Source organism: Streptomyces sp. NBC_00207 (assembly GCF_045160965.1).
Taxonomy (GTDB): Bacteria; Actinomycetota; Actinomycetes; order Streptomycetales; family Streptomycetaceae; genus Streptomyces.
Genome location: NZ_CP130715.1, coordinates 5,212,388 through 5,237,220, shown reverse-complemented (window position 1 = coordinate 5,237,220; position 24,833 = coordinate 5,212,388). Strand labels below are relative to the sequence as shown.

Annotated in this window: 20 protein-coding genes; 4 read left to right on the top strand and 16 right to left on the bottom strand. The window is 72.0% G+C overall.

Going from position 1 to position 24,833, the window contains the following annotated elements; genetic code table 11:
• Positions 1 to 23: 23 nt before the first annotated feature.
• The 7 genes from topA to bldG all read right to left on the bottom strand — a co-directional run bounded on the left by topA (position 24) and on the right by bldG (position 9,414).
• Positions 24 to 2,837, bottom strand: coding sequence for a type I DNA topoisomerase (topA, locus tag OG472_RS24820; protein WP_401611016.1), 2,814 nt, complete (start codon positions 2,835 to 2,837; stop codon positions 24 to 26).
• A 288-nt stretch (positions 2,838 to 3,125) separates the two neighbouring features.
• Positions 3,126 to 3,323 (bottom strand): hypothetical protein, encoded by a 198-nt coding sequence (locus tag OG472_RS24815; RefSeq protein WP_405831308.1) that lies wholly within the window; start codon positions 3,321 to 3,323, stop codon positions 3,126 to 3,128.
• A 112-nt stretch (positions 3,324 to 3,435) separates the two neighbouring features.
• Positions 3,436 to 4,950, bottom strand: a complete 1,515-nt coding sequence (locus OG472_RS24810; RefSeq protein ID WP_401611017.1) for a methyltransferase — start codon at positions 4,948 to 4,950, stop codon at positions 3,436 to 3,438.
• Positions 4,951 to 5,123: 173 nt separating this feature from the next.
• A complete protein-coding gene (locus OG472_RS24805) occupies positions 5,124 to 5,690 on the bottom strand; it encodes a small secreted protein (RefSeq protein WP_401611018.1) in 567 nt (188 codons plus the stop codon).
• 163 nt (positions 5,691 to 5,853) lie between these two features.
• A complete protein-coding gene (locus OG472_RS24800; protein ID WP_401611020.1) occupies positions 5,854 to 8,256 on the bottom strand; it encodes a sodium-translocating pyrophosphatase in 2,403 nt (800 codons plus the stop codon).
• A 256-nt stretch (positions 8,257 to 8,512) separates the two neighbouring features.
• Positions 8,513 to 8,950, bottom strand: coding sequence for an ATP-binding protein (locus OG472_RS24795; RefSeq protein WP_327415512.1), 438 nt, complete (start codon positions 8,948 to 8,950; stop codon positions 8,513 to 8,515).
• Between the two features lie 122 nt (positions 8,951 to 9,072).
• Complete coding sequence (bldG, locus tag OG472_RS24790; protein ID WP_008743037.1) at positions 9,073 to 9,414, bottom strand: anti-sigma factor antagonist BldG; 342 nt, start codon at positions 9,412 to 9,414, stop codon at positions 9,073 to 9,075.
• 81 nt (positions 9,415 to 9,495) lie between these two features.
• Here bldG and OG472_RS24785 point away from each other — a divergent pair, with 81 nt between their 5' ends.
• Positions 9,496 to 11,988: a DEAD/DEAH box helicase gene (locus tag OG472_RS24785; protein WP_401611022.1), complete on the top strand. Its 2,493-nt coding sequence runs from the start codon at positions 9,496 to 9,498 to the stop codon at positions 11,986 to 11,988.
• Between the two features lie 27 nt (positions 11,989 to 12,015).
• On the opposite strand, the gene OG472_RS24780 is transcribed toward OG472_RS24785, so the two are convergent.
• The 7 genes from OG472_RS24780 to ssd all read right to left on the bottom strand — a co-directional run bounded on the left by OG472_RS24780 (position 12,016) and on the right by ssd (position 16,913).
• On the bottom strand, positions 12,016 to 12,357 hold the full coding sequence (locus OG472_RS24780; RefSeq protein WP_405831305.1) for an Rv3654c family TadE-like protein: 342 nt from the start codon (positions 12,355 to 12,357) through the stop codon (positions 12,016 to 12,018).
• Positions 12,354 to 12,740, bottom strand: a complete 387-nt coding sequence (locus OG472_RS24775; RefSeq protein WP_401611025.1) for a TadE family type IV pilus minor pilin — start codon at positions 12,738 to 12,740, stop codon at positions 12,354 to 12,356. The genes OG472_RS24780 and OG472_RS24775 overlap by 4 nt, the downstream gene beginning before the upstream one ends.
• Positions 12,727 to 12,924 carry a DUF4244 domain-containing protein gene (locus OG472_RS24770; protein WP_319729372.1) on the bottom strand — a complete coding sequence of 66 codons (198 nt, stop codon included), beginning with the start codon at positions 12,922 to 12,924 and terminating at the stop codon, positions 12,727 to 12,729. The genes OG472_RS24775 and OG472_RS24770 overlap by 14 nt, the downstream gene beginning before the upstream one ends.
• Positions 12,925 to 12,974: 50 nt before the next feature.
• Positions 12,975 to 13,751 carry a type II secretion system F family protein gene (locus OG472_RS24765; RefSeq protein ID WP_405942077.1) on the bottom strand — a complete coding sequence of 259 codons (777 nt, stop codon included), beginning with the start codon at positions 13,749 to 13,751 and terminating at the stop codon, positions 12,975 to 12,977.
• Positions 13,751 to 14,545 carry a type II secretion system F family protein gene (locus tag OG472_RS24760; RefSeq protein ID WP_405834924.1) on the bottom strand — a complete coding sequence of 265 codons (795 nt, stop codon included), beginning with the start codon at positions 14,543 to 14,545 and terminating at the stop codon, positions 13,751 to 13,753. Before OG472_RS24760 ends, OG472_RS24765 begins: the two co-directional genes overlap by 1 nt.
• Positions 14,546 to 14,631: 86 nt before the next feature.
• Positions 14,632 to 15,780, bottom strand: a complete 1,149-nt coding sequence (locus OG472_RS24755) for a TadA family conjugal transfer-associated ATPase (RefSeq protein ID WP_383566819.1) — start codon at positions 15,778 to 15,780, stop codon at positions 14,632 to 14,634.
• Positions 15,777 to 16,913, bottom strand: a complete 1,137-nt coding sequence (gene ssd / locus OG472_RS24750) for a septum site-determining protein Ssd (RefSeq protein ID WP_405942076.1) — start codon at positions 16,911 to 16,913, stop codon at positions 15,777 to 15,779. The genes OG472_RS24755 and ssd overlap by 4 nt, the downstream gene beginning before the upstream one ends.
• 511 nt (positions 16,914 to 17,424) lie before the next feature.
• Between ssd and OG472_RS24745 the strand changes: the two genes are divergently transcribed.
• Positions 17,425 to 18,300: an HAD family hydrolase gene (locus OG472_RS24745; protein WP_401611029.1), complete on the top strand. Its 876-nt coding sequence runs from the start codon at positions 17,425 to 17,427 to the stop codon at positions 18,298 to 18,300.
• A gap of 406 nt (positions 18,301 to 18,706) precedes the next feature.
• On the opposite strand, the gene OG472_RS24740 is transcribed toward OG472_RS24745, so the two are convergent.
• The gene (locus OG472_RS24740; protein WP_383566824.1) at positions 18,707 to 19,528 is read right to left on the bottom strand and encodes an oxidoreductase; all 822 of its coding nucleotides are present in this window, start codon (positions 19,526 to 19,528) and stop codon (positions 18,707 to 18,709) included.
• 109 nt (positions 19,529 to 19,637) lie between these two features.
• On the opposite strand from OG472_RS24740, the gene OG472_RS24735 reads away from it, so the two are divergent.
• Complete coding sequence (locus tag OG472_RS24735; protein WP_405831301.1) at positions 19,638 to 20,678, top strand: ATP-binding protein; 1,041 nt, start codon at positions 19,638 to 19,640, stop codon at positions 20,676 to 20,678.
• On the opposite strand, the gene OG472_RS24730 is transcribed toward OG472_RS24735, so the two are convergent.
• Positions 20,632 to 21,936 (bottom strand): hypothetical protein, encoded by a 1,305-nt coding sequence (locus OG472_RS24730; RefSeq protein WP_401611033.1) that lies wholly within the window; start codon positions 21,934 to 21,936, stop codon positions 20,632 to 20,634. The two genes, OG472_RS24735 and OG472_RS24730, sit on opposite strands and share 47 nt — an antisense overlap.
• A 236-nt stretch (positions 21,937 to 22,172) precedes the next feature.
• On the opposite strand from OG472_RS24730, the gene OG472_RS24725 reads away from it, so the two are divergent.
• On the top strand, positions 22,173 to 24,629 hold the full coding sequence (locus tag OG472_RS24725; protein ID WP_405831299.1) for a SulP family inorganic anion transporter: 2,457 nt from the start codon (positions 22,173 to 22,175) through the stop codon (positions 24,627 to 24,629).
• The last annotated feature ends 204 nt before the right edge of the window (positions 24,630 to 24,833 follow it).

Genomic DNA, 24,833 nt, shown 5'->3' with positions numbered 1-24,833 from the left:
TTCGCGTGGGGCTCTCGTGGCGACTACTCGTCCGCGGGGGCCGCGGCGGCCTTCTTGGCCACCGTCTTCTTCGCCACCGTCTTCTTGGCGGTCGTCTTCTTGGCCGCCGTCGTCTTCTTCGCGGCGGCGGTCTTCGTCGCCGTCGCCTTCTTCGCCGGGGCCTTCTTGGCGGGAGCCTTCTTCGCCGTCTTCTTGGCCGGGCCCTTCGCGCGCTTCTCCGCGAGCAGCTCGTAGCCCCGCTCCGGCGTGATCGTCTCGACGTCGTCGTCCCGCCGCAGCGTCGCGTTCGTCTCGCCGTCCGTCACGTACGGCCCGAAGCGGCCGTCCTTGACGACCACCGGCTTTTCGCTCACCGGGTCCGTGCCCAGTTCCTTCAGCGGCGGCTTGGCCGCGGCGCGGCCCCGCTGCTTCGGCTGAGCGTAGATCGCGAGCGCCTCGTCGAGCGTGATCGAGAAGAGCTGGTCCTCGGTCTCCAGGGACCGCGAGTCCGTGCCCTTCTTCAGGTACGGGCCGTAGCGGCCGTTCTGGGCCGTGATCTCCACGCCCTCCGCGTCCGCGCCGACCACGCGCGGCAGCGACATCAGCTTGAGCGCCTCGTCGAGGGTGACCGTGTCCAGGCTCATGGACTTGAAGAGCGAGGCCGTCCGCGGCTTGACCGCGTTCTTGCCCGTCTTCGGAGTGCCCTCGGGCAGGATCTCCGTCACGTACGGCCCGTAGCGGCCGTCCTTGGCGACGATCTCGTTCCCGCTGACCGGGTCCTTGCCGAGCTCGAACTCGCCGCTCGGCTTCGCGAACAGCTCCTCCGCGTACTCGACCGTCAGCTCGTCCGGAGCCATGTCGTCCGGCACGTCGGCCCGCTGGTGGCCTTCCGCGTCCTTCTCGCCCCGCTCCACGTACGGCCCGTAGCGGCCGACCCGCAGCACGATGCCCTCGCCGACCGGGAAGGAGGAGATCTCCCGGGCGTCGATCGCGCCCAGGTCCGTGACCAGCTCCTTCAGACCGCCGAGGTGGTCCCCGTCGGCCGGCACGACCTCGGTCGCGTCCTCCGAGCCGAAGTAGAACCGCTTCAGCCACGGCACGGACTGGGCCTCGCCCCGCGCGATGCGGTCGAGGTCGTCCTCCATCTTCGCGGTGAAGTCGTAGTCGACGAGCCGGCCGAAGTGCGTCTCCAGCAGGTTCACCACGGCGAACGACAGGAAGGACGGCACGAGCGCCGTGCCCTTCTTGAAGACGTAGCCGCGGTCGAGGATCGTGCCGATGATCGACGCGTACGTCGACGGGCGGCCGATCTCGCGCTCTTCGAGCTCCTTGACCAGCGAGGCCTCGGTGTAGCGGGCCGGCGGCTTGGTCGAGTGCCCGTCCGCCGTGATCTCCTCGGCGGCGAGCGCGTCGCCCTCCGCGACCTGCGGCAGCCGCTTCTCGCGGTCGTCGAGCTCGGCGTTCGGGTCGTCAGCGCCCTCGACGTACGCCTTCATGAAGCCGTGGAAGGTGATCGTCTTGCCGGAGGCGGTGAACTCGGCGTCGCGCCCGTCCGAGGCACGGCCGCCGATCTTCACGGTGACGCTGTTGCCGACCGCGTCCTTCATCTGGGAGGCGACGGTCCGCTTCCAGATCAGCTCGTACAGGCGGAACTGGTCGCCGGTGAGACCCGTCTCGGCCGGGGTGCGGAAACGATCACCCGAAGGACGGATCGCCTCGTGCGCCTCCTGGGCGTTCTTGACCTTGCCGGCGTAGACGCGCGGCTTCTCCGGCAGGTAGTCGGCCCCGTAGAGCTGGGTGACCTGCGCCCGTGCCGCCGACACCGCGGTGTCGGACAGCGTGGTGGAGTCGGTACGCATGTAGGTGATGAAGCCGTTCTCGTACAGCTTCTGCGCCACCTGCATCGTCGCCTTCGCACCGAAGCCCAGCTTGCGCGAGGCCTCCTGCTGCAGCGTCGTCGTACGGAAGGGGGCGTACGGGGACCGGCGGTACGGCTTGGACTCGACCGACCGCACGGCGAACGAGGTGTCGGCCAGCGCGGCGGCGAGCGCCCGGGCGTTCGCCTCGTCGAGGTGCAGCACCTCGCTCTTGAGCTGCCCGTTCGAGCCGAAGTCACGGCCCTGGGCGATGCGCTTGCCGTCCACCGTGTTCAGGCGGGCAACGAGCGTCGAGGGGTCGGAGGCGTCACCGGCGCGGCCGGTGGCGAAGGTTCCGGTCAGGTCCCAGTACTCGGCCGAGCGGAAGGCGATGCGCTCGCGCTCCCTCTCGACGACCATGCGCGTGGCCACCGACTGGACGCGGCCCGCCGACAGCCGCGGCATGACCTTCTTCCACAGGACCGGCGAGACCTCGTAGCCGTAGAGGCGGTCGAGGATGCGGCGGGTCTCCTGGGCGTCGACCATGCGCTGGTTCAGCTCGCGCGGGTTGGCGACGGCGTCGCGGATCGCGTCCTTGGTGATCTCGTGGAAGACCATCCGGTGGACGGGGACCTTGGGCTTCAGGACTTCCTGCAGGTGCCACGCGATGGCTTCGCCCTCGCGGTCCTCATCGGTGGCGAGGAAGAGTTCGTCGGACTCGGCCAGCAGCTCCTTGAGCTTCCTGACCTGGGACTTCTTGTCCGCGTTGACGACATAGATCGGCGCGAAGTCGTGCTCGACGTCCACGCCGAGGCGACGGACCTCACCGGTGTACTTGTCGGGAACCTCGGCCGCGCCGTTCGGGAGGTCGCGGATGTGCCCGACGCTCGCCTCGACGACGTATCCCGGGCCGAGGTAGCCCTTGATCGTCTTCGCCTTGGCTGGGGACTCGACGATGACGAGTCGGCGGCCGCCCTTTGCGGTCTCGCTAGTCGGGGACAACTTGGCTCTTCTCTCCGGTCGGCACTCGGTCGCAGTACGGCGACGCTGCGGAGTGTGACGGTACAACCCGCCCCCGTGTCAAACGGCAGAAGCCCGCAACGGCCACTCGAACGGTAACCCGACAAGTGCCGTTTCTGCCGCCCGGATGCCGCGCCGGAGCGTTCCCGATCACCGGGCAGGGTGGCCGCGGGGCCGTCTGGCCCCGCTCCCGCACCCCGTCCCACGTCGGCTTTCGCGGCCGGATCAGGTCCGGACCGGGCCCTCGTACGGGACCTTCACACTCCGGTGTCAGAGCCGGGCGAGGCACCACGCCCCGAGGGCCAGCGAGCCTCCGCCGGCGAGCAGGAGCAGTGGTACGGCCACGACGGGGCGCACGCCCTCGGCCACCGGCTCGCGGTGCAGGGCGCGCGCCCCCGTCCAGGCCAGCAGAGCGGCCCCGAACAGCAGGAACACGGGCGCCGCGAAGATCGCCGGACCGTTTTCCACGCTGCTCCCCTTACCCCCGGGCCACCCTCGGGTTCCCCCCGGAACCCGCTGCGCAGGAGACTGCCAGCCCCGGGGGTACACCGGGCGAACCCCGGGTTACATCCCGGTGCCGCTACTGCGCGGGGCCCTGTGCCGGCTCCAGGAAGCCCTGCTCGACCAGCAACCGGATCGCCTCCGGAGTCCGGTCCCGCAGCACCACCGGGTCCTCCTGGACCAGCTGCGCGATCGCGTCCAGGATCCGGCCCGCGGTCAGTGAGCCGTCACACACTCCGGCGAAGCCCGCGCCGACCGTGTCGACCTTGGTGGCGCGCCGCATCCCGCGGTTCTGCCGGAGCACGACGTGCTCCGGATCCTCCGCGCCCGGCGCGCCGACCTGCTCCTGCACGACCTCCTCGGCCAGCACGAAGTAGGCCTCCAGCAGGGCGGCGTCGTCGTGCTCCCGCAGGTAGTCCTGGCGGGCGAAGTGGGCGAGCACCGCCTCGCCGAGCGGCTGCTCCACCGTGTGCGGCCACTCCTCGACCACGATCGAGGGCTCGGCGGCGTCCGACCGGCGCAGGGTGATCCAGCCGAAGCCGACGGACCTGGTCTTGCGGGCCTCGAACTCGTCCAGCCAGTCCTCGTACCGCGCGGCGTACTCCTCGGGGTCGGTCCGGTGGTCGCCGGCGTCGCGCAGCCACAGCTCCGCGTACTGCGTCACGTCCTGCACGTCACGCTGCACGATCCAGGCGTCGCAGCCGCGCGGCACCCAGGAGCGCAGCCGGTCGCGCCAGTCCTCGCCCTCGACGTGCTGCCAGTTGCCGAGGAACTGCGCGTACCCGCCCGGGTTGAGCCGTGCTCCGGCCTCCTGGACCAGGGTCCGGCACAGGTCGTCGCCGCCCATGCCGCCGTCCCGGTACGTCAGCCGGGCGCCGGGGGAGATCACGAACGGCGGGTTCGACACGATCAGGTCGTACGTGGCCTCGCCCACCGGTTCGAAGAGGGAGCCGGTGAGCAGCTCGGCCTCCGGGGCGCCGGACAGGGCCAGCGTCAGACGGGTGAAGTCCAGGGCCCGGGGGTTGACGTCGGTGGCGGTGACCCGGGTGGCGTGCCGGGAGGCGTGCAGCGCCTGGATGCCCGATCCGGTGCCGACGTCGAGGGCGGAGCCGACCGGGGTGCGGACGGTGATCCCGGCCAGGGTGGTGGAGGCACCGCCGACGCCGAGGACCACTCCCTCCTCGCGGCTGCCGATCCCGCCGGCCCCGCCGACGGCGCAGCCGAGGTCGGACACGATGAACCAGTCCTCGCCGTCCGGGCCGCCGTACGGACGCACGTCGACGGTGGCGTGCACCTCGTCGCCCTCCATCCGGAGCCAGCCGTCGGCGAGGGCCACGTCGACGGGCAGCGCGGCCGCGGCGTGCACGTACGCCTCGGGCTGCTGGAGGAGGAACAGCCGGACCAGGCTCGCGAGCGGGCCGTCGCCGCGGCCACGGGTGGCACGCAGGGCGGGGACCGTCTCACTGCGGGCCAGCGCGGCGTAGGCGGGGGCGCCGAGCAGCTCGAGCAGCCCGTCGGCGGTGAAGCCGGCGGCCAGCAGGGCGCTGCGGAGTTCGGCGGCGTGGTCGGACGTGGGAAGGCTGGTGTTACTCACGCTTCCATTGTGTCCGCTGGGGCCCGTCCTGCCGATCAGCCCGGGCCCGTACGTACGAAAGGGCGGCCGCGGTCCCTTCCGGGACCCCGGCCGCCCTGATCGGACGCCCTGCCTGAGCGGGCCACTTGGGCCGGCTACCTGGGCGAGCTGCCTGAGCGCACTACTTGGGTGAACTACTTGGGCGAGGCCGACGCCGCAGCGACCTGGCAGCCCTTCTGGGCGTTGATCGCCTTGTCCAGGCCTCCCGCGTTGAGCGTGGCGAGCGCGTCCTGACCGCCCTTCGTCGCCTCCTGGAGGCCGCCCGCGACCTCCTTGAGGCCGTCGGCGAACTTCGTCTGGTCCTGCGGGTCGAGGGCGTCCATCTTCGCCTTCAGGTCGGCGTACCCCTTGGCCGTCGACTCGAAGCCCTTGGCGGCCGCCTCCTGGGTCGCCGCGCCGTCCTTGACCGGCGGAACTCCCGCCGACTGCAGAGCGGTCCCCATGGTCTTGTACGACTCCGACATGGTCGCGAACGCCGCCGAGTCCGTCTGCTTCACCTCGTCGGGCTTACTGCTCTCCGTAGCCACACGCTTGATGTCGGCGTTGGCCGTCTCGATCTTCTTCAGTTCGGGCTGCCACTGGTCGCAGACCTTCTTGGCCCACGCATTGGCCTTCTCGTCGCCGTCGTCCCCGCCGCAGCCGGACAGGACGAGCATCAGCACCGCACCGCCCGACAACGCGGTCGCAAGCTTCTTGTTCACCGGATTGGTCCCTTCGAAGGCTCTCGGCCCGGAAGATACACGCCTCCCATCCGGGCACGCACAAAGGCGGACAGACGGCGCGTCAGTCCGCGCTGCCTGTCCGCCCTTCGGGCGTACGGCCGGCCCTGCCCGGCTCTGCCCGTCCTGCTGCCGGGACCTCGGGTCAGGAGACCGTCGCGGGGTCGGCCGGCTGGGCCACCCGCTCGGCGGCTCCGCCCTCGGTCTCGTCGCCGACGGCGATGCCGCGGCGCTTGGAGACGTACACCGCGCCGATGATGACGGCGATCGCGAGGACCGCGACGATCGCCCGCACGGTCGGGTTGGTGTCCGGGCCGTAGCTGAACTGCACGACGGCGGGTGCGATCAGCAGCGCCACCAGGTTCATGACCTTGAGCAGCGGGTTGATCGCGGGACCGGCGGTGTCCTTGAACGGGTCGCCGACCGTGTCGCCGATGACGACCGCGGCGTGGGCCTCGCTGCCCTTGCCGCCGTGGTGGCCGTCCTCGACGAGCTTCTTCGCGTTGTCCCACGCGCCACCGGAGTTGGCGAGGAAGACCGCCATCAGCGTGCCCGTGCCGATGGCTCCGGCGAGGAAGGATCCGAGCGCGCCCACGCCGAGGGAGAAGCCGACGGCGATCGGGGTGAGGACGGCGAGCAGGCCGGGCGTGGCGAGCTCGCGCAGCGCGTCCTTGGTGCAGATGTCGACGACGCGCCCGTACTCGGGCTTCTCGGTGTAGTCCATGATCCCGGGGTGCTCGCGGAACTGGCGGCGCACCTCGTAGACCACGGCGCCCGCGGAGCGGGAGACCGCGTTGATGGCGAGGCCGGAGAACAGGAACACGACCGCCGCGCCCAGGATCAGCCCGACCAGGTTGTTGGGCTGTGCGATGTCCAGGCTGAGGTTCATCTCCCCGGCCTTGGCACCGACCTCCCTGACCGCGGTGGCGATCGCGTCGTTGTACGAGCCGAAGAGCGCGGCCGCGGCGAGCACGGCCGTGGCGATGGCGATGCCCTTGGTGATGGCCTTGGTGGTGTTGCCCACGGCGTCCAGGTCGGTCAGGACCTGCGCACCGGCGCCCTCGACGTCGCCGGACATCTCGGCGATGCCCTGGGCGTTGTCGGAGACGGGCCCGAAGGTGTCCATGGCGACGATGACGCCGACGGTGGTGAGCAGGCCGGTGCCGGCCAGGGCCACCGCGAAGAGCGCGAGCAGGATCGACGTACCGCCGAGCAGGAACGCGCCGTAGACGCCGAGACCGATGAGCAGCGCCGTGTAGACGGCGGACTCCAGGCCCACCGAGATGCCGGCGAGGACGACGGTGGCCGCGCCGGTCAGGGAGGACTTGCCGATGTCCCGGACGGGACGGCGGTTGGTCTCGGTGAAGTAGCCGGTCAGCTGCTGGATCAGGGCCGCCAGCACGATGCCGATGGCGACGGCGACGACCGCCAGGATCCGCGGGTCACCGGAGTGGTTGGTGATCGCGGGGTTCTCTACGCCGGCGAGCTCCTTGTAGGTGGCGGGCAGGTAGGCGTAGACGGCGATCGCGACCAGCACCAGGGAGATCACGGCGGAGATGAAGAAGCCGCGGTTGATGGCGGTCATGCCGCTGCGGTCGGACCTGCGCGGGGAGACCGCGAAGATGCCGATCATCGCGGTGATGACGCCGATCGCGGGGACGATCAGCGGGAAGGCGAGGCCCAGGTCGCCGAAGGCGGCCTTGCCCAGGATGAGCGCGGCCACCAGGGTGACGGCGTAGGACTCGAAGAGGTCCGCCGCCATTCCGGCGCAGTCTCCGACGTTGTCGCCCACGTTGTCGGCGATGGTCGCGGCATTGCGCGGGTCGTCCTCCGGAATGCCCTGCTCGACCTTGCCGACCAGGTCGGCGCCGACGTCGGCGGCCTTGGTGAAGATGCCGCCGCCCACGCGCATGAACATCGCGATCAGGGCGGCGCCGAGGCCGAAGCCCTCCAGGACCTTGGGGGCGTCGGCGGCGTAGACCAGCACGACGCAGGAAGCGCCGAAGAGGCCGAGGCCGACGGTGAACATGCCGACCACGCCGCCCGTGCGGAAGGCGATCTTCATCGCCTTGTGGGAGACCTCGGTCAGGTCCTTGGCGGGCTCTCCCTCGGCGGGGGTGGCCTCGCGTGCGGCGGCGGCGACGCGCACGTTGGCGCGGACCGCGAGGCGCATGCCGATGTAGCCGGTGGCCGCCGAGAAGATGGCGCCCACGAGGAAGAAGGCGGAACGTCCCGCCCGCTGCGTCCAGTCGTCTGCGGGGAGCAGGAAGAGGAGGAAGAAGACCACGACGGCGAAGACGCCGAGGGTGCGCAGCTGTCGGCCGAGGTAGGCGTTGGCGCCTTCCTGGACGGCCGCGGCGATCTTCTTCATGCTGTCGGTTCCCTCGTCGGCCGCGAGGACCTGGCGGACCAGGATCTGCGCGACGACGAGTGCGGCGAGTGCCACGGCCGCAATGACGATCACGATGAGCCGATTGTCATCGGTGAGTACTGCGGATGCCAGATCTGTGGTGCGATCCGGCGCGATAGGGGTGAAGAGCCCCGTCATTCGTCCTCCTTGACGTGATGAGCTCAAGATGTGGACGGATTGTAGGGAGCGCGCCCCGATCAAAACAGTGCGCAGGAAACGCAATTGGCGTGCTCTTGCTCCTCAGCAATAGATCGCGTCACTCCATTACCCTCGAAAGTAGTAATGGGGCAAAGGCATTGACGCCCGGTCATTGATCTAGGGAAATGAAAAAGGCCCTGCTCAGCAGGGCCTTGATAAAGATCGGAAGATATGAAGGGCGAGCGCCTTGTGGATCTCAGGGAAGATCGGAGGACCCGGAGACGGGCCAGCTCATCCGGATGGTCCCGCCCGATTCCCCACTGGTCACCTCGACGTCGTCGACGAGCCCGCTGATCACGGCGAGCCCCATCTCGTCCTCGGTGTCGGCGTCGGGGTCCAGGGCGGCCTCGAGGCCGGGTACGGCATCGGCGCCGCCGGCCGGTCCCGGAACCTCGTCGCCGACCTCGATGGAGAACGTCTTGTCCTCCTCGGTCAGAACCACCCGGACGGGCGCGGTCAGGCCGTTGCTGCGATGGAGTCCGACGGCACGCGAGCAGGCCTCGCCCACGGCGAGGCGGACCTCGTCGAGGACGGCTTCCTCGACACCGGCCCGGCGCGCCACGGCGGCCGCGACCAGGCGGGCCGTCCGGACGTGTTCGGGCTGGGCGCTGAAGCGCAGTTCAACGGTGGCCATGCGCGTCCCCCTCGGACTACGGGCGTGCCTTGAGAGGGGCCCGGGCCATCCATGGCCCGGTACCCCCGCTCTCCTTGCCGGCTCCCGGCCGCCCGAAGGCTGCCGGGGGCCGCCTGGAGCCGTCAGTCGGTGGCGTTGACGGCGTCTTCCACCGTGGTGTGGATCGGGAACACCTTGGTCAGACCGGTGATGCGGAAGATCTTCAGGATGCGCTCCTGGTTGCACACCAGGCGCAGCGAACCCTCGTGCGCACGGACACGCTTGAGACCTCCCACGAGCACACCAAGTCCGGTGGAGTCGAGGAAGTCCACTCGCTCCATGTCGACAACCAGGTGGTAGCTGCCGTCGTTCACCAACTCGACCAACTGCTCGCGCAGCTTGGGCGCGGTATACACATCAATCTCGCCACCGACCTCCACGACCGTACGGTCGCCGACAGTGCGAGTCGACAGGGACAGGTCCACGGATCCTCCAGCACCTTGCTATCGAGCGGCGCCCCCTAGGGGCCTCCCCACCCGAAGGTAGGCGAGGGATTGGCTGCCGCGATGGCATTCAATCACTTACCGGCAGGCGCGCACGACGCCTTCGGACCATTGTCCCGCACGCCGGTGACACACTCGGTTCCAATGGCCAATACTCACGGTCCCGGACGGCCCAAGCCACCCGTGGACCCAAGACCCACTCCCGGCACGGTCCTGGACCGCCTGTCACGGGGGCCTTCCCGAGCTGCGCGCATCACCCATACGGAGCACTTGCCCCCTCGGGCGGGCCGTCATGCAGTCTGGCCCCATCGCATCCGAACGGATGTCGTAGCCGCCATCCAGGCCGCCGGCATCGACCATCCGTGGGAACACCAGGCCGCGGCGGCCGAGCACGCCCTGGACGGCGAGTCGGTGGTCGTCGCCACCGGCACCGCCTCGGGCAAGTCCCTGGCCTACCTCGCGCCCGTGCTCTCCGCCCTCGCGGACGGCGCCGAGGCGCCGAACGGCAGGGGCGCCACGGCCCTGTACCTGGCCCCCACCAAGGCACTGGCGGCCGATCAGCGGCGCGCCGTACGGGAACTGGCCGCCCCGCTGGGCAACGCCGTCCGCCCCGCCGTCTACGACGGGGACACGCCCGTCGAGGAACGCGAGTGGGTGCGCCAGTACGCGAACTACGTCCTGACCAACCCCGACATGCTGCACCGCGGGATCCTCCCGGCCCATCCGCGCTGGTCCTCCTTCCTGCGGGCCCTGCGCTACGTCGTGATCGACGAGTGCCACACCTACCGCGGGGTATTCGGCTCCCACGTGGCACAGGTCCTGCGCCGGCTGCGGCGGCTGTGCGCCCGCTACGGCTCCGAACCGGTCTTCCTGCTGGCCTCCGCCACGGCCAGCGATCCCGCGGCCGCCGCGTCCCGGCTGACCGGCGTACGGGTGATCGAGATCACCGACGACGCCTCCCCGCGCGGCGAGCTGGTCTTCGCCCTGTGGGAACCGCCGCTGCTCACCGAGCTGCGGGGCGAGAAGGGTGCCCCCGTACGCCGTACGGCCACCGCGGAGACCGCCGACCTGCTGACCGACCTGGTCGTCCAGGGGGTCCGCACGGTCGCCTTCGTCCGCTCCCGGCGCGGCGCCGAGCTGATCTCGGTGATCGCCCAGGAGCGGCTCGCCGAGGTGGACCGCTCGCTGGCCCGGCGGGTCGCGGCCTACCGGGGCGGCTACCTGCCCGAGGAGCGCCGGGCCCTGGAGCGGGCCCTGCACTCCGGCGAGCTGCTGGGACTGGCCGCCACGACCGCCCTGGAGCTGGGCGTGGACGTCTCCGGGCTGGACGCCGTACTGATCACCGGGTACCCGGGCACGAGGGCCTCCCTGTGGCAGCAGGCCGGCCGCGCCGGGCGCGCCGGCCAGGGCGCCCTGGCCGTGCTGATCGCCCGCGACGACCCGCTGGACACCTACCTCGTCCATCACCCCGAGGCGCTGTTCCGCCAGCCGGTGGAGGCCACCGTCCTCGACCCCGACAACCCGTACGTCCTCGCCCCCCACCTGTGCGCGGCGGCGGCCGAGCTGCCGCTGACGGACTCCGACCTGGACCTCTTCGGCCCGGCGACCAAGGACCTCCTCCCCCAGCTCGAAGCGGCGAAGCTGCTGCGCCGCCGGGCGACCGCCTGGCACTGGACCCGCCGGGAACGGGCCTCGGACCTGACCGACATCCGGGGCGGCGGCGGCCGCCCGGTGCAGATCGTCGAGGCCGCCACCGGCCGGCTGCTGGGCACGGTCGACGAGTCGGCCGCCCACACCGCCGTCCACGAGGGGGCCGTCCACCTCCACCAGGGCCGCACGTATCTCGTGAAACACCTGGACCTGGAGGATTCGGCGGCCCTCGTGGAGGAGGCGAACCCGCCCTTCTCCACCACCGCCCGCGACACCACCTCCATCTCCATCCTGGAGACCGAGACCGAGATCCCGTGGGGCTCGGCCCGGCTCTGCTTCGGCTCCGTCGAGGTCACCAACCAGGTCGTCTCCTACCTGCGCCGCAAGCTGATCACCGGCGAGGTCCTGGGCGAGGCCAAACTCGACCTGCCGCCCCGCACCCTGCGCACCCGGGCCGTGTGGTGGACGGTGACCGAGGACCAGCTCGACGAGGCCCGGATCAACCCGGAGATCCTCGGCGGAGCCCTGCACGCCGCCGAACACGCCTCCATCGGCATGCTCCCGCTGTTCGCCACCTGCGACCGCTGGGACATCGGCGGCGTCTCCGTGCCGCTGCATCCCGACACCCTCCTCCCCACGGTGTTCGTCTACGACGGCCACCCCGGCGGCGCCGGCTTCGCGGAGCGCGCCTTCCACACCGCCGCCGCCTGGCTGACGGCGACTCGCGACGCGATCGCCGCCTGCGAGTGCGATGCCGGCTGCCCTTCCTGCATCCAGTCCCCCAAGTGCGGCAACGGCAACGACCCCCTCCACAAACGCGGAGCCATCCGTCTCCTCACCCGCCTCCTCGCCGAATCCCCGCCGACCCCGCCCTCCGGCCCTGACCAGGGCCCTGACAGCCCCTGAGGCCCTGCCCGGGCTCCTGTGCCCGGCTCAGTCCGGCGACGCCCGAGGCGGGCCCGCACGGGCCGCGACGGCGGGGGTGAAGGGGCCCGCCGGGACCCGGGCCGTCACTTCGGCGACCTCGCCGTGCAGACGGCACCCGGCGAGCCCCGCTCCCTGCGCCCGGGCCACCCGCAATGCCGTGGCGCAGGCGATCTCCGGTCCGTGGGCCCAGGTGGCCGCCGCGGCGAGCGCCGCCAGATCGGCGGCCGAAGCCGCCCTGTGCCGGGCCACGACGGCCTGGCCGAGCAGCAGCACCCCGCCGAACACCGCCCCCAGCACCGTGGCCACCAGCGCCGCCCAGACCGTGGCGGAGCCCCGGTCCCGGCTCACGGCGGCGGCCCCACGCTGTCCTCCGCCAGGGCCACCGCCTGCGCCCCGAGCCGTACGGGGAGCCCACCCGGCCCCGGCGCCGGCGCCGCCACCCGGACCCGCCAGAGGTCGCCCACCCGCTCCAGCTCCACCCGCGCCCCCGGCGGCGCGGCCTCCCGCGCCGCCGCCACGGCCACCTCGGCCGGCTCCGACCGGGACGCCGCCCTGGCGCCGGCCCGGGCCGCGTCCACGCACCGGATCTGAGCGGCCGCCGCCATCAGCGCCCACACCAGCAACGCCGCGAACAGCACCAGCGCCGGGATCACCAGAGCCGCCTCCGCCGTCACATATCCCCGGTCCGACATTCCCCGGCGCGCCACGGACCTCCCCTCAGAACGGCACATCGAGCGCCTTCCCGATGGTCGACTGAAGGGCCGTCGCGACGACTTCACTCGTCACCACCTTGTAGAGAACGGCGGCGAATGCGCAGGCCGCGATCGTGCCCATGGCGTATTCCGAGGTGGACATCCCCGCGTCGCTCCCGCGACCGCGCAGCGCCGTCCGCACCCGAAACCAGATGATCCTCATGGCAAACCTCCTGTGGATTTTCGTTGTTGATGTTTGTGGTCAATGCGACGTCAGGTGTTCGAGAGAAGTCCCGAGGCCATTCCGATCACCACCGGCGCCACCCCGATCGCGAGAAAAGCGGGCAGGAAACACAGCCCCACCGGCGCGGTGACGAGGACCGCCGCCCGTTGCGCCCTGGCTCCCGCCAGCCGGGCCCGCTCCTCCCGCAGGCCCGTCGCGAGCCGGGAGACCGGTTCCGCCGCGGGCGCCCCCGTCCGGGCGGCCCGCTCCAGGCATTCCGCGAGGGCCCGGGCGCCCGGTATCTCGGCCAACCTCCCCCACCCGGCGCCCGGTTCGCCGCCGAGCCGCAGCTCCGCCCCGGCTCGCGCCAGACACTCGCCCACCGGACCGCCCAGGGACTCCCCGACCACCTCCGCGGCCTCCACCGGACCCGCCCCGGCCGCCAGGCACGCGGCCAACAGATCAGCGGCGAAGGGCAGCTGACGCTCCGCCTCCCTCGGATCCACCCCGGCCGGCGGCCGCGCCCTCGCCTGCCACCGCCGCACCCCGAGTGCGGCCAGCACGCCGGCCACCGCACCCGTCGTCCCGCCGACGAGCAACCAGCACACGAGCAGCGCCCCGGCCGGCCCGGCCCAGGCCGCCACCACACCCCGCACCGCGGAAGCGAACACCGGCCCGCGAAGACCCTGTTCCACCCCGAGCAGGGCCGTGATCCTGCGCCGGGCCGACCGCTCCCGGACCCGCGCCACCACCGCCCACCCCACCCAGAGGGCCACGACGGCGAGGCCCAGCGCGATCCCCAGCCTGTGGACGAGGAAGCCGCTCATCACCGCTCCCCCGCCCGTACGATCCGCCGGCACCACAACAGCCCCAGCGCCTCCAGCAGTGCGCCCGCCAGCAGGCAGCCCCACCCCATCGGGGTGTGCAGCAGCACCCGCAGCGGATCCGCCCCCAGCCCGGTGCCGATCAGCAGGCCCACCAGCGGCAGCAGGGCGAGCACCAGCACCGTCGAGCGCGCCCCAGCCAGCTGGGCCCGCAGCGACTCCTGCCGGTCCCGCTCCGCCCGCAGGGCCCCCTCCAGCCGGTCCAGCCCGGCGGCCAGTCCCGCACCGCCGTCCACCGACACCCGCCAGCAGGCGGCCATCCCGGCCAGCCCCTGCGCGCCGGGCTCCTTCGCCGCCTGTCGCAGCGCCCCCGGCACGTCCCCGCCGAACGCCGCGGCGGCCAGCACCCCCGCCTCCGCCGCACCCGGCCCGCCGGGGCCCGCAGCGGTGCGCCGCATCGCGGCCGTCAGCGCCTGCCCGGGCTGGGCTCCCGCGCGCAACTCGCCCACCACGGCCCCGCACAGGGCCACCACTTCGGCGGCCCGCGCCGCCCGGGCCCGCTCCCGCGCCCGTACCCGCAGCCACCTCCGCAGCAGCGGCAGCGCGGCCGCGCCCGCCAGCAGCGGGATCACCGACCCACCGACCACCGCGACCAGGAGGCCGGCCCCGACACAGGCCCACTCCCGCCACTGCGCCGCCCGCACCCGTACGGCGATCAGCAGCCGCTCCCGGTGCAGCGGTCCGCCGGGGACCGCCGGACCGCCCGCGGCCAGCACCACCCGCGCCCGCCGGACCATGCGGTCGCCCCCCGAGAGCCCCCAGGCGGCCGCCCCGGCGCACAGCACCCCGGCGAACACCGGCACCGGCAGCCCCGCCGCGGCGCTCACCGGGCACCTCGCAGCAGTGGACGCAGCCGGTCCCAGCCCCGCTCCCGTACGAAGCCCCGGGCGGCCCAGCGCAGCGCCGGTACGGTGACCACCAGTCCGGCGGCGTCCCGCTCCAGCACGTGCACCTCGGCCAGCCGGCGCCGGCCCTCGCGGTCCCGGACCAGGTGGAGCACCAGGGTCAGCGCGGCGGCCAACTGGCTGTGCAGGGCGGCCCGGTCGAGCCCCGCGGCCGTCCCGAGCGCCTCCAGCCGGGCGGGGACATGGGCGGCGGCATTGGCGTGGACGGTGCCGCAGCCGCCCTCGTGTCCGGTGTTCAGGGCGGCGAGCAGATCCGCCACCTCGGCGCCCCGCACCTCGCCGACCACCAGCCGGTCGGGCCGCATCCGCAGTGCCTGCCGGACCAGGTCCGCCAGCGTGACCAGACCCGCCCCCTCCTGATTGGCCGGCCGGGTCTCCAGCCGCACCACATGCGGATGGTCGGGGCGCAGCTCGGCCGAGTCCTCGGCCAGCACGATCCGCTCGCCTGGCCCCACCAGCCCCAACAGGGCGCTGAGCAGAGTGGTTTTGCCGGTTCCCGTGCCACCGGAGACGAGGAACGACAGCCGGGCCTCGACCATGTCCCGCAGCAGCCGGTGCCCGCCGGGCGGCAGCGTCCCCGCCGCGACGAGCTCCTCCAGCGTGAACGCCCGCGGCCGCACCACCCGCAGCGAGAGGCAGGCCGAGCCGACGGCCACCGGCGGCAGCACGGCATGCAGCCGGGTGCCGTCCGGCATGCGGGCGTCCACCCAGGGCCGGGCGTCGTCGAGGCGCCGTCCCGCCACGGCGGCCAGCCGCTGGGCGAGCCTGCGCACGGCCGCGGCATCGGCGAAGGTCACCCCGGTCAGCTCCAGTCCGCCACCGCGGTCCACCCACACCCGGTCGGGGGCCGCCACCAGCACATCGGTGACCTCGGGGTCGGCCAGCAGCGGCTCCAGCGGGCCCGCACCGACCAGCTCGGACCGTAACTCTGCGGCCACACCCAGCACTTCGGCATCCCCGAGGAGCCGACCCTGGGCTCGCAGGGCCGCCGCCACCCGAGCCGGGGTCGGTTCGGCCCCGCTCTCGGCGAGCCGCCGGCGCACCGCGTCCAGGAGCACCGCGCTCATGCCGGCACCCCCTGGGCCGGACCGAGCGCCCGCTGCCAGAAGCCGTCGCAGAAGCGGGCCAGTGCGCCCCGCCCCTGCGCCCCCGGCGGTTCCCCCTCGGCCACCCGCCCCGGCAGTCCCACCTCGACCGGCACCTCGCCGGCCAGCGGCGCCCCCAGCAGCCCCGCCACGGCCTCCGGGTCCAGGCCGCTCGGGCAGCGGCCCCGTACGACGACGCGCACGTCCCGGGCCACCATCCGCACCCCGGCCGCCACCCGGCCCGCCGCGGCCACCGACCGCAGCTCGCCCGGGACCACCATCAGCACCAGGTCGAGCTGGGCCAGCACCTCGGCCACGGCTTCGTCCACCCGCCGCGGGAGGTCGACCACCACGACCCCGCCCCGGCGGCGCGCGGCGGCCACCACCGACCGCATCGCGGCGGGCGGCACCACCACCCGGTCCCCTCGGTCCCAGCTGAGCACCCGCAGGGCGTGCAGCTCGGGCAGGGACTCCTCCAGCGCTCCGGCGCCGACACGCCCCCGCGACGCCGCGAAGTCCGGCCAGCGCAGCCCTTCGGCGCTCTCGCCGCCGAGCAGCACGTCCATGCCCCCGCCCAGCGGATCGCCGTCGATGAGGATGGTCCGCTCCCCGGCGCGGGCCGCCCGGACGGCGAGCGCGCAGGCGAGGGTGGAGGCTCCGGCCCCGCCGGCGCCTCCGATCACCCCGACGGCGAGGGCGGGCCGCCCGGCCCCTTCCACGACGTCGGCGATGCGGTCGACGAGCAGGCTCTCCGCGTCGGGAAGGCGCAGCACCTCCTCGGCGCCGATCTCCACGGCGCGCTGCCACACGAGGGGGTCGTCCAGGTCCCGGCCGACGAGGAGCACCCCGGCCCTGCGCGGCGCCCCCCGGACCCGCCCCGCGGCGTCGTCCCCGACGAGCACGAGCGGCGCGGAATCCCAGCCAACAGCACCGGCACTCCCGTCACTTGCGCCGGACACACCGCCCGCACCGCTCTGCCCGGGCACCGCGTGGTGCACATGCGGTTCGGCACCCGCGGCGGCGCACAGCCTCAGCAGGTCGTCGAGGAGCACGGGATCCTCGGTGATGATCAGCGGCCGCCCGCCGCCGGGCGCGGCTCCGGCCGCCGCTGCCACCCCTGCTCCCGTGCCCGCCACCACGGACTCCGGCGTTTCACACGACTTCGATCGAGCCACGATCTCCGCCCCCTTCTCACTGCAAATCCAGCACCGCGGACTTCGCGGCTGGAATCACCGTGCAGCGATCAGGAAAAACAAGTGGATCTTGCTCGATAACTGTGGACAACCCATCGATTGTGAATAACCCGGTCACCCACGCAGGTGAGTTCCGGAGCGCGGCGGAACCACTACGCACCGTCACGAGTCTGATGTGGTGAGGGCCTTCGCCGCGTCGGCCCCGCACAAGAGGAGGGCCGGGGGGATGGCCACTTGGGGCCGAAGGCAGGGACGCGAACCGCGTCCGGACATGCGACGACCCCCGCCGGGGGGGAGAGCGGGGGTCGTCCCCACGGTCCGACTCGGGGGGGGAGGAGCCAGACCGGGTTAGCACGGTCGCGAACGATCCGTGACTTCCATGGTGTACCCGAGAGCCCTCTCAGGCAAACCCACGCGCCACACCTTACGCCGAATGGTGGGCGCATATGCTCGAGGCGTGGAAAATCAGCCCTTGCCGCACTCCTCGCCTCGCACCGCAGCCTTCTTCGACCTGGACAAGACGGTCATTGCGAAGTCGAGCACCCTGACGTTCAGCAAGTCCTTCTACCAAGGCGGCCTGATCAACCGGCGAGCCGTGTTGCGCACCGCGTACACGCAGTTCATCTTCCTGGCCGGCGGCGCCGACCACGATCAGATGGAACGGATGCGGGAGTACCTGTCCGGCCTCTGCAAGGGGTGGAACGTGCAGCAGGTGCGGGAGATCGTCGCGGAGACCCTGCACGACCTCATCGACCCGATCATCTACGACGAGGCCGCCTCACTGATCGAGGCCCACCACACGGCGGGCCGCGACGTGGTCATCGTGTCGACCTCCGGCGCGGAAGTCGTCGAGCCCATCGGGGAGATGCTCGGCGCGGACCGGGTCGTCGCCACGCGCATGGTCGTGGGCGAGGACGGCTGCTTCACCGGCGAGATCGAGTACTACGCCTACGGGCCCACCAAGGCGGAGGCGGTGCGCGAGCTCGCAGAGTCCGAGGGTTACGACCTCGCCCGGTGCTACGCCTACAGCGACTCGGCCACCGACATCCCGATGCTGGAGGCCGTGGGACACCCGCACGCGGTCAATCCCGACCGTGCGCTGCGCCGGGAAGCGGTGGCCCGCGAGTGGCCGGTCCTGGTGTTCAACCGGCCCGTGCGGCTCAAGCAGCGGCTTCCCGGGCTCTCGATGCCGACGCGTCCGGCCCTGGTCGCAGCGGCCGCCGTGGGCGCGGCAGCCGCCACGGCCGGGCTGGTCTGGTACGCGAGCCGCCGCCGGGCCAATGCACTGGCCGCCGCCGCGTCCGGCTGATTGTCCTGACCTGCGCGGATACGGGCTGTCCGGTTCACCCGGACTCGCCCCGGAAAGTAAAAAGTGGAGCCAGGGGTTTCGCATGGCACCGAAGCGGAGTACAAATAAAGCAACGGCCCGCGAGACCAAAGAACATCCGAGAGGATCATCTTTAAAACGCAGTAAGGCCCACGGACCGAAGCATGAACGCCGAGCACCCACGCGACGTCGACCCGTCGATTACGGGCCAGCCGCACCAGGTAACGGGCAAAGTCCCCGACCTGATGGGCAACTATCGAGGACGCTTGGTAACTGGGCGTAAATGCCAGCGGCGACACCAAAGCAGTACGGTGTCGCCGCAACCCATGTCCGGGGGCGATCCGAACCCGTCGGCCGCCCGCCTCCGCCCCGGCCTTCCGCCCCCGGGTCAGGCCGCGCCGCGCTGCAGGGCCTCGCACACCGCCGTCGACTCGCGCACCCCGAGCTCGATCGCCCGCCCGCAGTGGGCGATCCAGGCGGACATCCCCTCCGCGGTACCGGAGACGTAGCCCTCGAAAGCGGCCAGGTACGCCTCGCGCCCCTGCTCCGCGTGGCCGACCTCCGCCGGGCAGATCGCCTTCGGGTCCAGACCGCTGTTGATCAGGACGATGCGCTCGGCCGCCCTCGCGACCAGCCCGTTGTACGAGGCGAAGGGGCGCAGGGCCAGCAGTTCGCCGTGCACCACCGCCGCCGTGACCAGGGCCGGGGCGGAGCCGCCCGCGATGATCAGGCGGGACAGGCCGTCCAGCCGGCCCGCGACCTCCTCGGCGCTCGGCAGCGGGAGGTCCACCAGGGGCTCCACCACCTGCTCGCCCGCCAGGCGCGGGCGGCCGACCACGTCCCCCTCCGCCGTCGACCCCGACGCCACCAGGTGCAGCCGCGCGAGGACCCGTAGCGGCGACTGGCGCCAGATGCTCAGCAGCTGCCCGGCCTCCGCGGTGAGCCGCAGAGCCGCGCCCACCGTCAGCGCCTCCGGCTCCGACCCGAAGTCGGTGCGGCGGCGCACCTCCTCCAGGGCCCAGTCCGCACCGGACAGCGCCGCGCTCCCGCGGGCGCCGCGCAGGGCGGCCTCCGAGGTGATCTCACCGCTGCGGCGGCGCATCACCCGGTGCCCGTAGACGCGGTCCACGGCCTTGCGTACGGAATCCACGGAATCGGCGACACCCGGAAGCCCGGCCAGGGCGACCAACGGGTCAGAAGCGCTACTCATAAGTAGGGAGCCTACGCACTGCGCACCCATAGCACCGACCCCTCCTTGGAGTGGTCTTCTTCACTCAGCTTGACAACACCGTGCTACCGACCCACTACGCTTGGTGAACATGAAGATCGCTTTCGTGGGAAAGGGCGGCAGCGGCAAGACGACGCTGTCCTCCCTCTTCATCCGCCACCTCGCCGCCAATGAAGCCCCCGTCGTCGCGGTGGACGCCGACATCAACCAGCACCTGGGCGCCGCGCTCGGACTCGGCGAGGACGAGGCCGCCGAACTGCCCGCCCTGGGCGCGCACCTGCCCCTGATCAAGGAGTACCTGCGGGGCTCCAACCCGCGCATCGCGTCCGCCGACACGATGATCAAGACCACGCCGCCCGGCCGGGGCTCCCGCCTGCTGCGGGTCACCGAGGACAACCCGGTGTACGAGGCCTGCGCGCGCACGCTCCTGCTGGACGGGGAGCCCGTCCGGCTGATGGCCACCGGGCCGTTCAGCGAGGCCGACCTGGGCGTGGCCTGCTACCACTCCAAGGTCGGGGCGGTCGAGCTGTGCCTCAATCACCTGGTCGACGGCCCGGACGAGTACGTGGTCGTCGACATGACGGCAGGCTCCGACTCCTTCGCCTCGGGCATGTTCACCCGCTTCGACATGACCTTCCTGGTGGCCGAGCCGACCCGCAAGGGCGTCTCCGTCTACCGCCAGTACAAGGAGTACGCGCGGGACTTCGGCGTCGCCCTGAAGGTCGTCGGCAACAAGGTGCAGGGCCCCGAGGACATCGAGTTCCTCCAGGACGAGGTGGGCGAGGACCTGCTGGTCACCGTCGGGCACTCCGACTGGGTACGGGCGATGGAGAAGGGCCGTCCGGCCGCCTTCGAGCTGCTGGAGGCGACCAACCGGTTCGCCCTCCAGGCGCTCCAGGACGCCGCCGACGACTCGTACGCGCACCGCGACTGGGACCGGTACACCGAGCAGATGGTGCGGTTCCACCTCAAGAACGCGGAGAGCTGGGGCAACGCCAAGACCGGGGCCGACCTGGCGGACCAGATCGACCCCGGTTTCACCCTGCGCGAGGGCGTCGCGAGCGCTGCCGGAGGCGAGTCCTTCGTCAGCCCTCGTCCGCACTCTCATCAGCCGGCTCCGCAGCCGGCTTGACGCCCGCGGGGGCGGCCGGCGCTGCCGGCGGCCCCGCGGTCAGGAACTTCGCCCAGCCCTGCTTCGGCGCCTCGCCGACGTCGAGGGTGCGCATCCACTCCAGGGCCTTCGGGTCCTGGGCGTCCAGCCAGTCCACCAGCTCGCGGAACGGCACGCAGCGGACCTCCGGCTTGGTGCACATGGTCTTGATGGACTCCTCGACGGCGCGCATGTAGGTGCCGCCGTTCCAGGACTCGAAGTGGTTGCCGATGATCAGCGGCGCACGGTTGCCCTGGTAGACGCGGTCGAAGGCCTCCCGGAGGCCGTCGCGCATCTGGTCGCCCCAGTACGCGTGCTGCGAGGGATCTCCCTGCGAGGTCGTCCCGGACTGGTTGACCATGTAGTTGTAGTCCATGCTCAGGGTGTCGAAGGCGCGCCCCGGCATGGGCACCAGCTGGAGCGGGACGTCCCAGAGCCCGTCCGTCTTCTTGGGCCAGATCTGCTTGCTGATGCCGCTGGAGTCGTAGCGGAAGCCCATGTCCTTCGCCGCCAGCATGAAGTTCTTCTGACCTTCGAGGCAGGGGGTGCGGGCGCCGATGAGCTCCTTTTCGTAGTCGAAGGGGAGCGCATCCATGGTCTTCAGGCCCGCATTGGTCTTCCAGTTCTTGACGAAGGACTTGGCCTGGTTGATCTCGCTCTTCCACTCGTCCACGGACCAGGTGCCGACGCCCCCGTCCGGCCCGCAGAAGTGCCCGTTGAAGTGGGTGCCGATCTCGTTGCCCTCGAGCCATGCGCCCCGGACCTGGGTGGCGGTGTCCTTGATGCCCTGGAGGTCGCCGAAGCCGATGTCGGAGCGGCCGGGCGAGTGCTGCGGCGCGGTGTAGAGGGAACGCTTCTCCTCGGGGAGCATGTAGACGCCGCTGAGGAAATAGGTCATGCGGGCGTTGTACTGCTTTCCGACCTCGCGGAAGTGCGAGAAGAGCTTCTGGCTGTCCTCACCGGCCCCGTCCCAGGAGAACACCACGAACTGCGGCGGCTTTTCTCCGGGCTTCAGCTTCTGCGCCTTCTGCACGTTCGGCTGGGGGCCGGTGTAAGCGGTCGAACCGTCGCCGATGGGCCGGTTGACGCTGCCGGGAGCTTCGGGGGCGTTGCCCTTCCGCGCGTTCGGGGCCCCTGGGTTCGGGGACTTGGCGGGTCCCGAGGCACTGCACCCGGCGACTCCCAGGACCAGCGCCGTGGCGACCAGGCCGCCGGCGATCTTCTTCGTGGCGGCGATCATCCGCCCCACCTCTCCCTCGCAGTTCCATCGCAGGACTTCCGTTCCGCAACGTCCCACGGGGTCAACTTTGAAGAAGGTATGACAAGCCGGACAAAATGCTTAATCACTCTTGAGTGCTAATTCATGGGCCATTTGCCCGTATTATTCACCGCTTGCCTTTACTCTCCATTACCATCCATTTACCGAGTGTTGAGACTCCCGCCGCTTCATCCCTCCCTCAGAGGAGACGGGAACCTATGACAGCCACCTCCCCCACGCGCACGACCGAACAGATCCGCAAAGACCTCCCCGCGGACCTCTCCGCCTCCATCGCCGTCTTCTTGATCGCCCTGCCACTCTCGCTCGGCATCGCTCTGGCCACCGGCGCCCCACTCCAGGCGGGGCTGGTCGCCGCGGCGGCCGGCGGGATCGTCGCCGGACGGCTCGGCGGCGCCCCGCTCCAGGTCAGCGGCCCCGCCGCCGGACTCACCGTGGTCACCGCCGAGTTGATCCAGCACTACGGGTGGCGCACCACGTGTGCCATCACCGTGCTCGCCGGCCTCTGCCAGCTCGGCCTCGCCGCACTGCGCACCGCCCGGTCGGCGCTCATGGTCAGCCCGGCCATCGTGCACGGCATGCTCGCCGGCATCGGCGTGACCATCGCCCTGGCCCAGCTGCACATCGTGCTCGGCGGCACACCGCAGAGCTCCGCCGTGGCCAACGTCCAGGGCCTGCCCGGCCAGTTGGCCGACCTGCACCCGGTCGCACTCGGGATCAGCGTGCTGACCCTGATCGTCCTGCTCGGCTGGCCTCGGCTGCCCGGGCGGGTGGGCCGCGCCCTGCGCAAGGTGCCGGCGGCGCTCGCCGCCGTCGGCATGGCCACCGCCTTCGCCGCGCTGGCCGGGCTCAGCCTGCCCCGGGTGGACCTGCCGTCCTGGAGCAGCCACGCCCTGCCCGAGCTGCCCGAGGGCCCGGTCCTCGGGATCATCGCCGCGGTACTGACCATCACCCTGGTCGGCAGCGTCGAGTCCCTGCTCTCCGCCGTCGCGACCGACAAGCTGATCGCCTCCGAGCGGCGCACGGGCAACCGGCCGCCGCGCGCCGACCTCAACCGGGAACTGCGGGGGCAGGGCGCGGCGAACATCGTCTCCGGGGCCCTGGGCGGACTGCCCATCACGGGCGTGGCCGTCCGCAGCGTGGCGAACGTCAAGTCCGGCGCAGTCAGCCGGAAATCGGCCATGATGCACGGGCTCTGGGTGCTGCTCGCGGCCGGGCTGCTGGTCCCGGTCCTCGACCTGATCCCGCTGGCCGCACTGGCCGCGCTGGTGATGGCCGTGGGCGTGCAGATGGTCAGCATCACCCACCTGCGCAGCGTCACCCGGCACCGGGAGATCCTGGTCTACGGCACGACCATCGTGGCCGTGGTACTCGGCGGGGTCCTGGAGGGTGTGGCCATCGGCATCGCGGTGGCCGTCGCCCTGGCCCTGCACCGGCTCGCCCGGACCCGGATCACCATGGAACGGCTGGACAGCGGGACGCACCGGGTGCGGGCGCGCGGGCAGTTGACCTTCCTCGCGGTGCCGCGGCTGAGCCGGGTGCTGAACCAGATTCCGCACGACGGGCACGCGGTGATCGAGCTGGACGGCTCCTTCATGGACCACGCGGCCTACGAGACGCTGCACGACTGGCAGGAGTCCCACCTGGCGCACGGGGGCTCGCTGGAGGTCACCGGCCGCTCCGGCTCGGCGACCCGCACCACCGGGGACGCCGACCCGGCCGACGGTACCGATCCGGACGCCGGCGCCGGCGGCTCCGACGGGCCCCATGGGGCAGCCGGCGACGAGATCCACGCGGCCCACGGCGCAGACCGCTCCCGGCGAGCGGCCCAGCGCGGGGTGCACCAGTGCTGCCGGCCCTGGACCCCCTGGCAGAACCACTGCGACCACCGCCCCACGGGGACCCGTACGCCGACGGCCGCGGCCAGGGCGGCGGCGGCCGCCGAGACCTCCGCGGCCGAAACCCCCACGCCGGCGCCCCGGCGGCGCGGCGCCGGCCAACTGGCCAGCGGGATCAGCGCCTTCCAGCGCGACACCGCCCCGCACGTGCGGGACGAGCTGGCCCGGCTGGCCCGCGAGGGGCAGCGGCCCTCGCAGCTCTTCCTCACCTGCGCGGACTCCCGCCTGGTGACCAGCATGATCACGGCCAGCGGTCCGGGCGACCTGTTCACGGTCCGCAATGTCGGCAATCTGGTCCCGCTGCCCGGCGCGGAGTCCACGGACGACTCCGTGGCGGCGGCGATCGAGTACGCCGTGGACGTACTGAAGGTGGACAGCATCACCGTGTGCGGGCACTCGGGCTGCGGGGCCATGCAGGCGCTGCTCAGCTCCGCGCCCGGGGTTCCGATGACCCCGCTGCGCCGCTGGCTGCGGCACGGACTGCCCAGCCTGGAGCGGATGGCCAGCCGCCACCACGCCTGGGCCCGGATCTCGGGCAGGCTCCCGGCGGACGCGGTGGAGCAGCTGTGCCTGACCAATGTGGTCCAGCAGCTGGAGCATCTGCGGGCGCACGAATCGGTGGCCAGGCGGCTCGCCGAGGGCACCCTGGAGCTGCACGGGATGTACTTCCACGTGGGCGAGGCGCAGGCCTACCTGCTGTCCGAGGGCGAGGACTTCTTCGACTGCCGCGTCTTCGACACGGTGGGCCAGCACGCCTGAACGCCTCGATGCCTGAACGCCGAGCCACGGCACGCTGAGCCGCGGCACACCTGCATCGCGGCACGCCTGAACCCCGGCGCCCGTGAACCGATAGCCTCCGGTATCCGTGCAATCGTGTGGCCTCTTCCCGCCCCCTGCAGCGGGAAGAGGCCTTCGCGCGTCGTTCGCGTGCGGGCCGATCGTGATATAGGTCTAAACCAATTC

Coding starts and splice junctions, on each gene's coding strand:
- OG472_RS24755 (WP_383566819.1), bottom strand. CDS start 15,780: ATGAGCGCGGTGCTCCTGGACGCGGTGCGCCGGCGGCTCGCCGAGAGC.
- OG472_RS24760 (WP_405834924.1), bottom strand. CDS start 14,545: ATGGTCCGGCGGGCGCGGGTGGTGCTGGCCGCGGGCGGTCCGGCGGTC.
- OG472_RS24735 (WP_405831301.1), top strand. CDS start 19,638: ATGAAGATCGCTTTCGTGGGAAAGGGCGGCAGCGGCAAGACGACGCTG.
- OG472_RS24725 (WP_405831299.1), top strand. CDS start 22,173: ATGACAGCCACCTCCCCCACGCGCACGACCGAACAGATCCGCAAAGAC.
- OG472_RS24795 (WP_327415512.1), bottom strand. CDS start 8,950: ATGGCCACCGTTGAACTGCGCTTCAGCGCCCAGCCCGAACACGTCCGG.
- OG472_RS24730 (WP_401611033.1), bottom strand. CDS start 21,936: ATGATCGCCGCCACGAAGAAGATCGCCGGCGGCCTGGTCGCCACGGCG.
- OG472_RS24785 (WP_401611022.1), top strand. CDS start 9,496: ATGGCATTCAATCACTTACCGGCAGGCGCGCACGACGCCTTCGGACCA.
- OG472_RS24765 (WP_405942077.1), bottom strand. CDS start 13,751: ATGAGCGGCTTCCTCGTCCACAGGCTGGGGATCGCGCTGGGCCTCGCC.
- OG472_RS24775 (WP_401611025.1), bottom strand. CDS start 12,740: ATGTGCCGTTCTGAGGGGAGGTCCGTGGCGCGCCGGGGAATGTCGGAC.
- OG472_RS24800 (WP_401611020.1), bottom strand. CDS start 8,256: ATGACGGGGCTCTTCACCCCTATCGCGCCGGATCGCACCACAGATCTG.
- OG472_RS24740 (WP_383566824.1), bottom strand. CDS start 19,528: ATGAGTAGCGCTTCTGACCCGTTGGTCGCCCTGGCCGGGCTTCCGGGT.
- OG472_RS24745 (WP_401611029.1), top strand. CDS start 17,425: ATGGTGGGCGCATATGCTCGAGGCGTGGAAAATCAGCCCTTGCCGCAC.
- OG472_RS24770 (WP_319729372.1), bottom strand. CDS start 12,924: ATGAGGATCATCTGGTTTCGGGTGCGGACGGCGCTGCGCGGTCGCGGG.